Raw genomic sequence first — 12,885 nt, 5'->3', positions numbered from 1 at the left:
GTCGCGCTGAGTACGAGGGCTCAGCGGTCCCCGCCGATGGCGACGAAGGCCGCGCGCAGGTGCTCCTCGGACGGGCCGGCGAGCACGCGGGGCACCGCAAGGTCGTCCAGCACGACGAAGCGCAGCTGGTTGCCGCGGGACTTCTTGTCGACCTTCATCGCCTCGTGCAGCTCCTCGAACGACGCCCCGGCATAGCCCGTGGGCAGGCCCACCCGGCCGAAGACGGCACGGTGCCGGTCCACGAGCGCCGGATCGAGGGAGCCGGCCAGCGCGGCCAGCTCGGCGACGTACACGGACCCGATGGCGACGGCCTCGCCGTGGCGGACGGCGTACCCGCTCGCGCGCTCGATCGCGTGCGCCAGCGTGTGGCCGTAGTTGAGGACCTCGCGGCCGGGGTGGCCCTCGCGGCCGCCGGTCTCGCGCAGGTCGTCGACGACGACGTCGATCTTGACCCGGATGGCGCGCTCGACGAGCTCGCGCAGCTCGGCGGAGCCCGCGGTGAGGTCGGCGGGATCGGTGCCCTCGACCAGCTCGAGGATCGCCGGGTCGGCGATGAAGCCGCACTTGACGACCTCACCGAGGCCGGACACGAGCTCCTCGCGCGGCAGCGACCGCAGCAGGGCGAGGTCGCACAGCACCCCGGCCGGCTCGTGGAAGGAGCCGACGAGGTTCTTGCCGGCACCAGTGTTGATGCCGGTCTTGCCCCCGACGGCCGCGTCGACCATCCCGAGGACGGTGGTGGGCACGTGCACCACCCGTACGCCGCGCAGCCAGGTCGCGGCCACGAAGCCGCCCAGGTCGGTGGTCGCGCCGCCGCCGAAGGTCACGACGGCGTCCGAGCGCGTGAAGCCCGCCTCCCCCAGCGCCTCCCAGCAGTCGGCGGCGACGGCAGCGGTCTTGGCGGCCTCGCCCTCGGGCAGGCCCAGCGCCAGCACGTCGTAGCGGTCGACGAGGGCGTCGACGACGGGCTGGACGAGCTCGCCCAGCGAGCCGGCGTACAGCACCGCGACCCGCTGCACGGACTCACCGAGGATGCCCGGGAGCCGGTCGGCCAGGTCGTGGCCGACGACGACGTCGTAGGGCGACGCGCCGCCGACGTGCAGGACGGTGTCGGTCACGTGAGCTGCTCCTGGATCTGGGTGGCGACCTCGGCAGGGGTGCGCTCGTCGGTGTCGACCACGAGCGTCGCCAGGCCCTCGTAGACGGGGGTGCGCTCGTCGAGCATGGTCTTGATGCGGGAGCGGACGTTGCCCAGCAGCAGCGGACGGCCGACGCCGAGGCCGACCCGCTTGACCGCCTCGGCGAGCCCGACGCGCAGGAACACCACCCGGTGGCCGGCGAGCAGGTCGCGGGTGCCGGGGTCGAGCACCGCTCCCCCGCCCAGCGCCAGGACGCCGTCGTGGGTGGCCAGCGCGTCGGCGACCGCGGTCGCCTCGAGCGCCCGGAAGTGCTCCTCGCCGGAGTCCACGAAGATGTCGGCGATGGTGCGGCCCTGGGAGGCCACGATGTCGGTGTCGGTGTCGCGGACCGGGAGGCCCCACGCCTCACCGAGGAGAGCAGCCACCGTGGACTTGCCGGCCCCCATCGGGCCGACGAGCACGACCCGGGGACCGGAGGATCGCTGGTTCATCGGGGTCCCCGCGGAAGCGCGAGTGCAGCGAGCGGTTTCGTGGGGTGACTCATCGGAACCTCAGGGTGTCCAGGTAGCTCTCGGCGTTGCGGCGCGTCTCGCGCACGGAGTCGCCGCCGAACTTCTCGATCACGGCGTCGGCGAGCACCAGGGCGACCATCGCCTCGGCGACGATCCCGGCGGCCGGGACGGCACACACGTCGGAGCGCTGGTGGTGGGCCACCGCCTCCTCGCCGGTCGCGACGTCGATGGTGCGCAGGGCGCGCGGCACGGTGGCGATGGGCTTCATCGCGGCGCGCACGCGCAGCACCTCGCCGGTGGTCATGCCTCCCTCGGTGCCTCCGGAGCGGCCGGTCGTGCGGCGCAGCCCGTCGGGCGTGGAGACGATCTCGTCGTGCGCCTCCGACCCCGGCGTGGCGGCCAGGCCGAAGCCGTCGCCGACCTCCACGCCCTTGATGGCCTGGATGCCCATGAGGGCGCCGGCCAGCCGGGCGTCGAGGCGACGGTCCCAGTGCACGTGCGAGCCCAGGCCCGGCGGCAGTCCGTGAACCACGACCTCGACGACACCGCCGAGCGTGTCGCCGTCCTTGTGGGCCTGGTCGATGCGGGCGACCATCGCGGCGCTGGCCTCTGGGTCGAGGCAGCGGACCGGGTCGGCGTCGAGGCGCCCCTGGTCGTCGGGGTCGGGGACGGACCCCGCCGGCGCGGCGACACCGCCGAGCTCGACGACGTGGCTCACGACCTCGGCACCGACCGCCTGGAAGAGGAAGTGCGTGGCGACCCGGCCCAGGGCGACCCGGGCGGCGGTCTCGCGGGCGGACGCTCGCTCGAGGATCGGGCGGGCCTCGTCGAAGTCGTACTTCTGCATGCCGACGAGGTCGGCGTGCCCGGGGCGCGGGCGGGTGAGCGCGGCGTTGCGGGCCAGCGCGTCGAGCTCCGCCGGGTCCACGGGGTCGGCCGACATGACCTTCTCCCACTTGGGCCACTCGGTGTTGCCGATCTGGATGGCGACGGGGCCGCCCTGGGTCTCGCCGTGGCGGACGCCCCCGATGACGGTCACCTCGTCGGCCTCGAACTTCATCCGGGCGCCGCGGCCGTAGCCGAGGCGACGCCGGGCGAGGGCGTCGGAGATGTCGTCGGAGGTGACACGGACGTGGGCGGGCAGGCCCTCGAGGATGGCGACCAGGGAGGGGCCGTGGGACTCGCCCGCAGTGAGCCAACGCAGCATGCCCGCAGTCTTTCACGCGCGCCCGCGGCACCGACGCCCGTCCTCGGGCGGCGAGATCAGCCCCAGAGGGCGCGGGACAGCGCGGGACCCCACACGAGCCCGACCAGGGCCCCCAGGGCCATGAAGGGACCGAACGGGAACGCCTGCTTGAGCAGCGAGCGGTCGCGGCGTACGACGGCCAGCAGCAGCCCCGGGACCGCGAAGGCCACGAACCCGACCCAGACCCCGATCGCCACGGTCCCCCAGCCGACCCAGCCCAGGACGAGACCCACCAGCGCCGCGAGCCGCACGTCGCCGAAGCCCATGCCGGCGGACCGGACGAACCACAACAGCCAGAAGAACGAGCGGACCGCCACCATCGCCACCAGCGCCCGCACCAGCGCGTCCCGCTCGTCGGTGGCGAACCCCACCGCGACGACCGCGACGGCCGCGAGGAGGGTGGCCGGCAGGACGACGAGGCGGGGCAGCAGGCGGGTGTGCCAGTCGATGTAGGACAGCGCCACGAGGACCGGGACCAGCGGCACCAGCCACACGAGCGGCCAGTCCCACCCGGTCGCTGCGCCGACGAGTGCCCCGGACACCAGCGAGACGAGGGCGGCGAGCGCCCCGAGACGCGGGCGGGCGGCGAGGTCGGCGTAGAGCGGCTTGGGCTCCTCGGCCGGACCAGCGACCTCGACGGAGGCGTGCTCGAGGGTGCCGTCCGCGGGTGGCTCCACCGGATCGTCCTTCGGCGCCGGCTCCGGCACGGCCGCGAGCAGCCGGGGCACGAGCAGGCCGAGCAGTCCGCACAGCACGCCGGCGACCACGGCAGCCAGCAGGGTGTCGCTCATGGGCGGGGGTCCCCTGCCGCCGAGCGGGCGGCCAGTGCCTGCTCACCCGCAGCGCGCATGGCGGCGAGCGGGGCCCGGTGGCCGGTGAAGAGCTCGAACTGGACGGCTGCCTGGTGCAGGAGCAGGTCCAGCCCGCTCACCAGCACGCGGTCGCCCGCCGACGCGGCCAGCGGCGTGGGCCACGGGTGGTAGAGCACCTCGAAGACCACCTCCGCGGCGCGGCACCGGGCGACCAGCCGGTGGTCCTGGGCCTCGGCCGGGATGGTGGAGGCGACGAGGTCGACCTCGAGCGGGGCGGGGTCGTCGAGGATGCCGACGACCACGTCCGGTCGCCCGGGATGCCCGTTGAGGGCCTCGCGGGTCTCGGCGGCCCGGGCCGGCTCGCGGACGACCAGCGCCAGCGACCGCACCCCCAGGTCGGCCAGGGCCAGCCCGACGGAGGTCGCGGTCGCTCCCCCGCCCAGGATCGCGGCGCTGGTGAGGTGGGCGCCGGTGCGCTCGCGGATGGCGGCGATCGCCCCCGGGACGTCGGTGTTGTCCCCGACCCGGCGGTCACCCTCGAGCAGGACGGTGTTGGCCGCCCCGGCGAGCCGGGCCCGCTCGGTGAGGTCGTCGACGACCCCGACCGCCTCCCGCTTGAGCGGCATGGTCAGCGACAACCCGCGCCACTCAGCACCGAGGCCGTCGAGGAAGTCCCGCAGCCCGCCGGGCCCGACCCGGTGGGCGTCGTACTCCCAGTCCAGGCCGAGCGCCGCGTAGCCCGCGCGGTGCAGGGTCGGCGACAACGAGTGGGCGATCGGGTCGCCGAGCACGCCGCAGCGACGACCCGTCGCCTCCGGACCGCCCGCCTCCGGACCACCCATCAGCAGGCGTCGGACGTCGTGCAGTACTCGGTGTACTCGTCCTTGTAGGTCAGGAACTCGTCGTACGTCTCGGCGAACTTGGTCTCGCCCGTCGCCAGGTCGACCGTCACGTAGTAGTACCAGTCGCCCTCCTCCGGGTTGGCCGCGGCGGCGATCGCCGCGTCACCGGGAGCCTCGATCGGCGTCGGGGGCAGGCCGGGCCGCGTGTAGGTGTTGTACGGCGTGTCCTGCTGGAGCTGCTCGGTGGTCAGCGCGACCCCCAGCTCCTGGTCGAGGCCGTAGTTGACGCTGGCGTCGATCTGCAGCAGGCCGTTGGTGCCGGCCTTGTCGCCGGGACCGTCGAGACGGTTGAAGATGACGCGCGAGATCTTGGGCATGTCGTCGCCGCGGCCCTCCGCCTCGACCAGCGAGGCGATGATCATCAGCTCGGCCGGGGTCTTGCCCAGCTCGGCCGCGGCCTCCTCCAGGCCGGCGTCCTCGGCCGCCTGGCGCCACCGGTCGACCATCGCGGTCAGCACGTCGCGGGGCTTGTCCTTCGGACCGATCTCGTACGTCGCGGGGAACAGGTAGCCCTCCGGGTTGCCCTCGGCGTAGTCGGGAAGCCCGATGTCCTGGCCCAGCGCCTTGCGCCACTTGGCGGCCCCGAAGTCGGTCTGCTCACCGAGCAGGGTGACTACGTCCTCCACCCGCATGCCCTCGGGCACGGTGACGACGCTCTTGACCTGGTTGGCGGGGTCGAGGAGCACCTCCAGCGCGTCGTCGGCCGCCATCTCCTTCTGCATCTCGTAGAAGCCCACCTGGATGCCGGCCGAGTCGGGCTCGGCGGCAGCGGCGTCGAGGAACGCCTGCACGGACGCGACGACGCCCTCCGCCTTGAGGTTGCGGCCCATCTGCGCGGTGGTGTCGCCCTCGCTCACCTCGAAGGTCACCGATCCCCGACCGGGACCGGAGAAGTCCTCGGCGGTGGTGAACTGGCTGGAGACCCACTCCACGCCCCGGGTGACGCCGAAGTAGAAGCCACCGACGAGGACCGCGAGCGCGACCAGCACCGCGAGGCACCCCGAGAAGCCCCGCTTCTTGCGGCGCCGCCCACCCTCGACGTACGCGTCCTCCTCGAAGTCGACGGCGTCGTCGGCCCTGTCGGTGGAGTCGTACTGCTGCTCGTCACTCATCGTTGACCTCGACGATCTCTCCTGGCGCGCTACCGCTCGCGCGCTCGGTGTCCAACGCGTGCTGGAGGATCAGGACGGCAGCCGCCTGGTCCACCACGGCACGCCGTGCTGCTCCCTTGCGACCCCGGTCGCGGAGCATGGACTCCGCGGACACCGTGGTCAAGCGCTCATCACACAGCCTGACGGGCACGGGGGCAATTTGGCGCGCCAGCCGCCCGGCGAAGTCCCGCACCTTGACGGCCGAGGGTCCCTCGCCGCCGGAGAGCGAGCGGGGCAGTCCGACGACCACCTCGACCGCCTCCGTCTCGGCGACGATCCGCCGCAGCCGGGCCACGTCGCCCTTGCCGCGGCGTACGGTCTCGACGGGCGTGGCCAGGAAGCCGGAGGGGTCGCTGCGCGCGACCCCGATCCGGGCGTCCCCGGGGTCGATGCCGACCCTCGTTCCGGTGCGCACGTCCGTCTCCCCGCGTCAGCCCTGGCCGGCCATCCGGGCGACCTCGCCCGGGACCAGGCCGAGGGCCTCGTCCAGGCGGGAGGCGTCCGAGCCGCCGCCCTGGGCGACGTCGGCCTTGCCACCGCCCCGGCCACCGATGAGGCCACCGACGGTGCGGACCAGCTCGTTGGCGCTCACGCCCCGCTCACGGCCGGCGTCGTTGACGGCGGCCACCAGCGCGACCTTGCCGTCCGCGACCCCCGCGACGACGACGGCGCCCGCGCGGTCGAGCTTGCTGCGCACGTCGAGGGCCAGCGTGCGGACGTCCCCGCCGCCGATCCCCTCGGCACGGTGCACGACCACGGCCACCCCGTCGACGTCGACGGCCTGGGCCGCCAGCTGCCCACCCCCGGCGAGCAGCTGGGAGGTGCGGGCGCGCTCCAGCTCCTTCTCGGCGGCGCGCAAGCGCTCGGTGAGGTCCTGGACGCGCCCGACGAGGTCGTCGGGCTGGGTCTTGAGCAGGCCGGTCAGCTGGGCCACCACGTCACGCTCGCGGGCGAGGTAGGCGAAGCCCTCGACGCCGGTCAGCGCCTCGATCCGGCGGTTGCCGGACCCGACGCTGGCCTCGCCCGTCACCACGACGGTGCCGATCTGCGACGAGTGGTCGACGTGGGTGCCACCGCAGAGCTCGCGCGACCAGGGGCCGCCGATCTCGACGACGCGCACCTGGGTGTTGTCGTAGGTCTCGCCGAAGAGCGCGATCGCGCCCCACTCCTTGGCCTGCTCGAGCGTCATGTACTGCCAGCCCACCGGCAGGTCGGCGCGCAGCGCCTGCTGCGAGACCTGCTCGATGTCGCGGACCTGCTCCGGGCTCAGCGCCTGGGTCCAGCCGAAGTCGAGGCGCAGGTAGCCGGGGCGGTTGTAGGAGCCGGACTGCAGCGCGGTGGGGCCGAGCACCTCGCGCAGCGCGGCGTGCACCACGTGCGTGCCGGAGTGCGCCTGGCGGGCGCCCGTGCGCCACTCCGGGTCGACGCGGGCGTGCAGCTGCGCGTCGGGGCGCAGCTCGCCCTCGAGGACACGCACCTGGTGGACGACCAGGCCCTTGATCGGACGCTGGACGTCGATGACCTCGAGGCGTCCCCCGTCGAAGTCGATGGTCCCGGCGTCGGCCACCTGGCCGCCGGACTCGGCGTAGAAGGGCGTGCGGTCGAGGACCAGCTCGCCGACCTCGCCCTGCGCCAGCGCCGGCACGGCGCCGGCGCCGCTGAGCACGGACAGGGCGCGGGACTCGGTCTCGAGGGTCTCGTAGGCCAGCCACTCGGTGGGACCGTGCGCGTCGAGGATCCCGCGGTAGAGCACCGTGTCGGTGTGCCCGCCCTTCTTGGCGCGGGCGTCGGCCTTGGCACGCTCGCGCTGCTCGGCCATCAGGCCGCGGAAGCCCGGCTCGTCGACGACCAGGCCCTGCTCGGCGGCCATCTCGAGGGTCAGGTCGATCGGGAAGCCGTAGGTGTCGTGGAGCGCGAAGGCGCGCTCGCCCGACAGGGTGCTGCCGCCCGCCTTCTTCACCTCCCCGGCCGAGAGGTCGAAGATCTGGGTGCCGGCCTGGAGCGTCTTGCGGAACGTCTCCTCCTCGCCGTACGCCACCCGCGCGATGCGGTCCCAGTCGCGGGTGAGGTCGGTGTAGGTCTCGGCCATCTTGTCGCGGCTGACCGGCATCAGCTCGGGCAGCGCCGGGTCGTCGTACCCCAGCAGGCGCATCGAGCGGACCGCGCGGCGCAGCAGGCGACGCAGGACGTAGCCACGACCCTCGTTGCCGGGGGTGACGCCGTCCCCGATGAGCATCATCGAGGAGCGGACGTGGTCGGCGACGACGCGGAACCGCACGTCGTCCTCGTGGTCGGCTCCGTAGCGTCGGCCGCTGAGCTCCATGGCGCGCTGGATGACCGGGAACATCACGTCGATCTCGTACATGTTCTCGACGCCCTGGGTCATGAAGGCGACGCGCTCCAGCCCCATGCCGGTGTCGATGTTCTTCTTGGGCAGCGAGCCCGCGATGTCGAAGTCGACCTTGCTCCGCACGGCCGAGAGCTCGTCCTGCATGAAGACGAGGTTCCAGAACTCCAGGTAGCGGTCCTCGGCACCGAAGTCACCGTCGGCGCCGTACGCCGGGCCACGGTCGATGAGGATCTCCGAGCACGGCCCCCCGGGGCCGGGCACGCCCATCGACCAGTAGTTCTCCGCCTTGCCCAGGCGCGCGATGCGGTCGTCGGGCAGGCCGGTGATCTTCTTCCACAGCTCGACGGCCTCGGGGTCGTCGACGTAGACGCTCGGGTAGAGCTTGTCCTCGGGGAACCCCCAGCCGCCGTCGGCCTGGGACTTGGTGCACAGCTCCCAGGCCAGCTCGATGGCGCGCTCCTTGAAGTAGTCGCCGAACGAGAAGTTGCCGCACATCTCGAAGAACGTGCCGTGCCTCGTCGTCTTGCCGACGTCCTCGATGTCGGGCGTCCGCACGCACTTCTGCACGCTGACGGCGCGGTCGTAGGGCGGCGTCTCCTGGCCCAGGAAGTAGGGCTTGAAGGGCACCATCCCCGCGTTGACGAACAGCAGGTTGGGGTCGTCCACCAGCAGGCTCGCCGACGGCACTGCCGTGTGACCGGCCGCCTCGAAGTGCGAGACGAAGCGGCGGCGGATCTCGGACGTGTCCATCAGGTGTCTTCCTCGGTGTCGGTGGTGCGGGTGCTGGTGGAGCGGGGCTGGGAGCCCAGCTCGGGGATGCCAGTGGGGACCATGCCGAGGCGCTCGCGCAACTCGGTTTCCTTCTCGGCCTGACCGGCGGCCACCTCGTCGCGGAACATCCGCGCGCCGACCGCGAGGCCGCTGAGGCGGTCGCGCAGGCCGTCGGCGGTGAGCGACTCGGCCACCCTGCGGGCGCGGGTCAGGGCGTAGGCACCTGCTCCCGCTCCGGCGACGAACCAGAACGTCCTGGCCATCAGGCAGCGTCCCCCTCGTCGCGCCGGTCGGCCATCTGCGCCCTCTCCCGGGCCTGCATGTCGCGCAGCGCCTCCTTGAGGTCGGCCCGTCGCTGCTTGCGGGAGCGCTTGACCTCCCGCTTCATCTCGAAGCGGATGCGGTTGCGCGCCTCGGGGGCCAGCGCCCGCCGCAGGCCGTGGGCGATGCCCGCGGCCCTGATCGCGCTCTCGCGGGCGACGATGTCTGCGAAGAGCGCACCGTCGATGCGACCCTGCACGGCGACCGACGGCTCGTCGTCCTCGACCCGGTCGATGCCGGTGATGACGTACGACGCGGGCTCGGCCGCGGCGGCGGGCTGCGGCGCCGTTACGTCGGCACGGGCCTCGACGGCCTGCACGAGTGCGGCCTCGAGGGTCGAGACGCGCGCGCCCAAGCGGCGTACGACGCGCGCGAGGGCAAGCACGCCGAGCAACAGGAGCAGCGCCAGGGCGCCTCCTGCTGCCAGCCAGATCTGCTCGGAGCTCACCGCACGACCCTATCGCCCGCGCACGAGGCGACGGATGCGCTCCCACCGCTCCTTGACCGCGGCCTCCGCGCCGAGGGCGGTCGGGCGGTAGTAGGTCGCGTTCTCGATGACGTCGGGGGCGTACTGCTGCTCGGCGACACCGAACGGCTCGTCGTGGGGGTAGACGTAGGTCTTGCCGTGGCCGATCTTCTTGGCGCCGGCGTAGTGGGCGTCGCGCAGGTGCGGGGGCACCTGGCCGATCTTGCCGGCGCGTACGTCGGCGCTGGCCGCGTCCACGGCGAGCGTGACGGCATTGGACTTGGGGGCCACGGCGAGCGCGATCGTCGCCTGGGCGAGGTTGAGCCTGGCCTCGGGCATCCCGATGAGCTGGACGGCCTGGGCGGCCGCCACCGCCGTCGTGAGCGCCGTCGGGTCGGCGAGCCCGATGTCCTCGCTCGCCGAGATGACCAGGCGTCGGGCGATGAAGCGCGGGTCCTCCCCGGCCTCCATCATCCGGGCGAGGTAGTGCAGGGCGGCGTCCGCGTCGGAGCCGCGGATCGACTTGATGAAGGCACTGATCACGTCGTAGTGCTGGTCACCCTGGCGGTCGTAGCGCACCGCCGCCTGGTCGACCGCGGTCTCGGCCGTCGACAGGTCGATGTGCGTGTCCGACGCGGCACCGGCGGCCGCCTCGAGGTAGGTGAGCACCCGGCGGGCGTCTCCCCCGGCGAGCCGGACGAGGTGCGCCCGGGCGTCGTCGTCGAGCGTGTAGGCGCCGTCCAGGCCGCGCTCGTCGGCCAGAGCGTGGTCGACCACCGCGGAGACGTCGTCGTCGGTGAGCGACTCGAGGCGCAGCAGCAGGCTGCGCGAGAGGAGCGGGGAGATGACGGAGAAGAAGGGGTTCTCGGTGGTCGCGGCAACCAGCGTCACCCAGCGGTTCTCCACCCCGGGCAGGAGCGCGTCCTGCTGGGCCTTGGTGAAGCGGTGCACCTCGTCGACGAAGAGCACCGTCTCCTGGCCGCCCCGGGCCAGCTCGGACCGGGCGGCGTCGATCGCGGCGCGGACCTCCTTGACGCCGGCCGCCACCGCGGAGACCTCGACGAAGCGCCGTTGCGTCTGCTGGCTGACGATGGAGGCGATGGTGGTCTTGCCGGTGCCGGGTGGGCCCCACAGCAGCAGCGACATCGACCGGTCGCCCTCGATGAGCTGGCGCAGCGGCGAGCCGGGGGCCCGCAGCTGCGACTGCCCGACGAGCTCGTCGAGGGTGCGCGGACGCATCCGCACCGCGAGCGGTGCGGACGAGTGCGTGTTGGCCGAGAGAGATCCCGTCCCCGGGGCCGGCCCGGCACCGGGCACGTCGAAGAGTCCGTCCACAGCGCGACCCTAATCCGCGTGGCGGACCACCCGCCCCGTCGACCCCCGACCCGGACGTACCCGATCGGGAGGAGGCACCGGACGTCACAAGGGGAATCCGGTCACGATTCGTTCACGACTTGGTCGTCGTTTCGGTGTCGGTCGGGTGCGGCGCGGCCTCTCGGCGGCTTAATGGAGGAGCAGCTACGACGCCTTCTCGGGAGACGCCCCACACCCTCTTCCAGGCCTTCTGTCGTAGGACCGCTCATGAATCGATCAATGCGCTGGCTCGCGCCCATCCCGCTCACCCTGGCCCTCGTCGTGGCCGGCTGCTCCTCCGGGGACGGTGACGATCCGCCGGACGACGGGCCGGCGGCCCAGTCCGCCGGTGGCGCCTTCAGCGCCTCGAGTGGCGAGCCCGAGGCGTTCGCCCCCACCAGCGACTGCTACTCCTCCGAGTGCGCCCAGATCATCAACCTGGTGTGGACGGGCCTGTTGAAGGTCGACCCGGAGACCTCCGAGCAGGAGCTGCAGGTGGCGGAGTCGATCGAGTCCGAGGACGGCCAGAACTGGACCATCAAGCTCAAGGACGGTTTCACCTTCCACAACGGCGAGCCGGTCGACGCCGCGTCCTTCGTCCGCTCGTGGAACTACACGGCCTACGGCCCCAATGCCACCCAGGTCGGCTTCTTCCTCGCCAACGTCGAGGGCTACGACGACCTCCAGGGCGAGAAGCCGAAGGCCACGGAGCTGTCCGGTTTGTCGGCCCCCGACGACAGCACCATCAAGATTGCGCTGACGAAGCCCTTCTCACAGCTGCCCCTCGTCCTCAGCTACACCCCACTGGCGGCACCGATGGCCCAGGCCTGCCTCGACGACATCAAGGCCTGCAACGAGGAGCCGATCGGCAACGGTCCCTACCAGTTCGCCGAGCCGTGGGCGCACAACGACTCGATCACGCTGACGAAGTTCGCCGACTACAGCGACGACGCGTCCGCCGGCCTCGCTGACGACATCACCTTCAAGATCTACGCCGACCTCAAGACCGCCTACCGCGACTTCCAGGCCGGCACCATCGACATCGTCACGCCGGACCCGTCGCAGACCCCGCAGGCCCGCACGGCCTACCCCGAGCAGATCCTCGAGGTCGACAGCGGCTCGTACGCCTACTTCGGCTTTCCTTTGTACGAGGAGGCGTTCCAGGACGTGCGCATCCGCCAGGCACTGTCGATGGCGATCGACCGTGAGGCGATCATCGCCCGGGTCCTCGACAACCGCTACACCCCGGCCATGGACGTGATCTCCCCCTTCGTCCCGGGCAGCCGCGACGACGCGTGCGACACCTGCGTCTACGACCCCGAGGAGGCCAAGCGGCTGTACGACGAGGCGGGGGGCATCCCGGGTGACAAGATCAACATCTGGTTCAACAACGACGGCGGCCACGAGGACTGGGTGCAGGCGATGGCCCAGGGCTGGCAGAACGACCTCGGGCTGGACTACGAGTTCAAGTCGCAGCCGTTCACGCCGTACCTCGGGGCTCTCGACACCCGGAGCACCGTGGACGGGCCGTATCGACTCAGCTGGGGCCCCGACTACCCCTCCCCGCAGAACTACCTCGACCCGGTCTACGGTTCCGGCAGCACCAACTACGGGGACTGGAGCGGTCCCGAGCACGACCAGTTCCTCGACCTGGTCGCCGAGGGCGATGCCGCGCCCACGGTCGAGGAGGGTCTCCCGTCCTACCAGGCGGCCGCGGACGTGGTGCTCGACAACCAGGTCGTCATCCCGCTGTGGTTCGGCAAGACGTTCATCGTCTTCAGCGAGAGGATCGAGAACCTCAAGTACAGCCCCACCGACGCGATGCTGCTCACCGAGGTGAGCGTCGCCGACTGATCGAGACG

At 72.4% G+C, this 12,885-nt stretch carries 12 protein-coding genes; 1 reads left to right on the top strand and 11 read right to left on the bottom strand.

Translation table 11 applies throughout. The annotated features are described in order from the left end of the window. Positions 1-20: 20 nt before the first annotated feature. The 11 genes from aroB to ASG88_RS22045 are packed head-to-tail and all read right to left on the bottom strand — an operon-like array spanning position 21 to position 11,005. On the bottom strand, positions 21-1,118 hold the full coding sequence (aroB, locus tag ASG88_RS22095; RefSeq protein WP_056889616.1) for a 3-dehydroquinate synthase: 1,098 nt from the start codon (positions 1,116-1,118) through the stop codon (positions 21-23). Then, the gene (locus tag ASG88_RS22090) at positions 1,115-1,630 is read right to left on the bottom strand and encodes a shikimate kinase (RefSeq protein ID WP_235534966.1); all 516 of its coding nucleotides are present in this window, start codon (positions 1,628-1,630) and stop codon (positions 1,115-1,117) included. The genes aroB and ASG88_RS22090 overlap by 4 nt, the downstream gene beginning before the upstream one ends. A gap of 49 nt (positions 1,631-1,679) precedes the next feature. Next, entirely contained in the window at positions 1,680-2,858 is a 1,179-nt protein-coding gene (aroC, locus tag ASG88_RS22085) for a chorismate synthase (RefSeq protein WP_056889615.1), read from the bottom strand. Between the two features lie 56 nt (positions 2,859-2,914). After that, a complete protein-coding gene (locus tag ASG88_RS22080; protein WP_056889614.1) occupies positions 2,915-3,688 on the bottom strand; it encodes a prepilin peptidase in 774 nt (257 codons plus the stop codon). Next, positions 3,685-4,551: a shikimate dehydrogenase gene (locus ASG88_RS22075; protein WP_056889613.1), complete on the bottom strand. Its 867-nt coding sequence runs from the start codon at positions 4,549-4,551 to the stop codon at positions 3,685-3,687. The genes ASG88_RS22080 and ASG88_RS22075 overlap by 4 nt, the downstream gene beginning before the upstream one ends. After that, positions 4,551-5,723 (bottom strand): endolytic transglycosylase MltG, encoded by a 1,173-nt coding sequence (gene mltG / locus ASG88_RS22070; protein WP_056889612.1) that lies wholly within the window; start codon positions 5,721-5,723, stop codon positions 4,551-4,553. The genes ASG88_RS22075 and mltG overlap by 1 nt, the downstream gene beginning before the upstream one ends. After that, a complete protein-coding gene (gene ruvX / locus ASG88_RS22065; RefSeq protein ID WP_056889611.1) occupies positions 5,716-6,177 on the bottom strand; it encodes a Holliday junction resolvase RuvX in 462 nt (153 codons plus the stop codon). The genes mltG and ruvX overlap by 8 nt, the downstream gene beginning before the upstream one ends. Positions 6,178-6,192: 15 nt before the next feature. Beyond that, entirely contained in the window at positions 6,193-8,862 is a 2,670-nt protein-coding gene (alaS, locus tag ASG88_RS22060; protein ID WP_056889610.1) for an alanine--tRNA ligase, read from the bottom strand. After that, entirely contained in the window at positions 8,862-9,146 is a 285-nt protein-coding gene (locus ASG88_RS22055) for a DUF6167 family protein (RefSeq protein ID WP_056889609.1), read from the bottom strand. Before ASG88_RS22055 ends, alaS begins: the two co-directional genes overlap by 1 nt. Beyond that, a complete protein-coding gene (locus ASG88_RS22050) occupies positions 9,146-9,652 on the bottom strand; it encodes a hypothetical protein (RefSeq protein ID WP_056889608.1) in 507 nt (168 codons plus the stop codon). The genes ASG88_RS22055 and ASG88_RS22050 overlap by 1 nt, the downstream gene beginning before the upstream one ends. A 9-nt stretch (positions 9,653-9,661) precedes the next feature. Next, positions 9,662-11,005: a replication-associated recombination protein A gene (locus tag ASG88_RS22045; protein WP_056889607.1), complete on the bottom strand. Its 1,344-nt coding sequence runs from the start codon at positions 11,003-11,005 to the stop codon at positions 9,662-9,664. A 246-nt stretch (positions 11,006-11,251) separates the two neighbouring features. Between ASG88_RS22045 and ASG88_RS22040 the strand changes: the two genes are divergently transcribed. Further along, on the top strand, positions 11,252-12,877 hold the full coding sequence (locus ASG88_RS22040; protein ID WP_162259890.1) for a peptide ABC transporter substrate-binding protein: 1,626 nt from the start codon (positions 11,252-11,254) through the stop codon (positions 12,875-12,877). Positions 12,878-12,885 lie beyond the last annotated feature (8 nt).

The sequence above is a fragment of the Nocardioides sp. Soil777 genome, assembly GCF_001428425.1.
Classification (GTDB): domain Bacteria; phylum Actinomycetota; class Actinomycetes; order Propionibacteriales; family Nocardioidaceae; genus Nocardioides; species Nocardioides terrigena.
The sequence above is the reverse complement of the archived record's forward strand: the minus strand, read 5'-3'. Positions and strand labels throughout refer to the sequence as shown.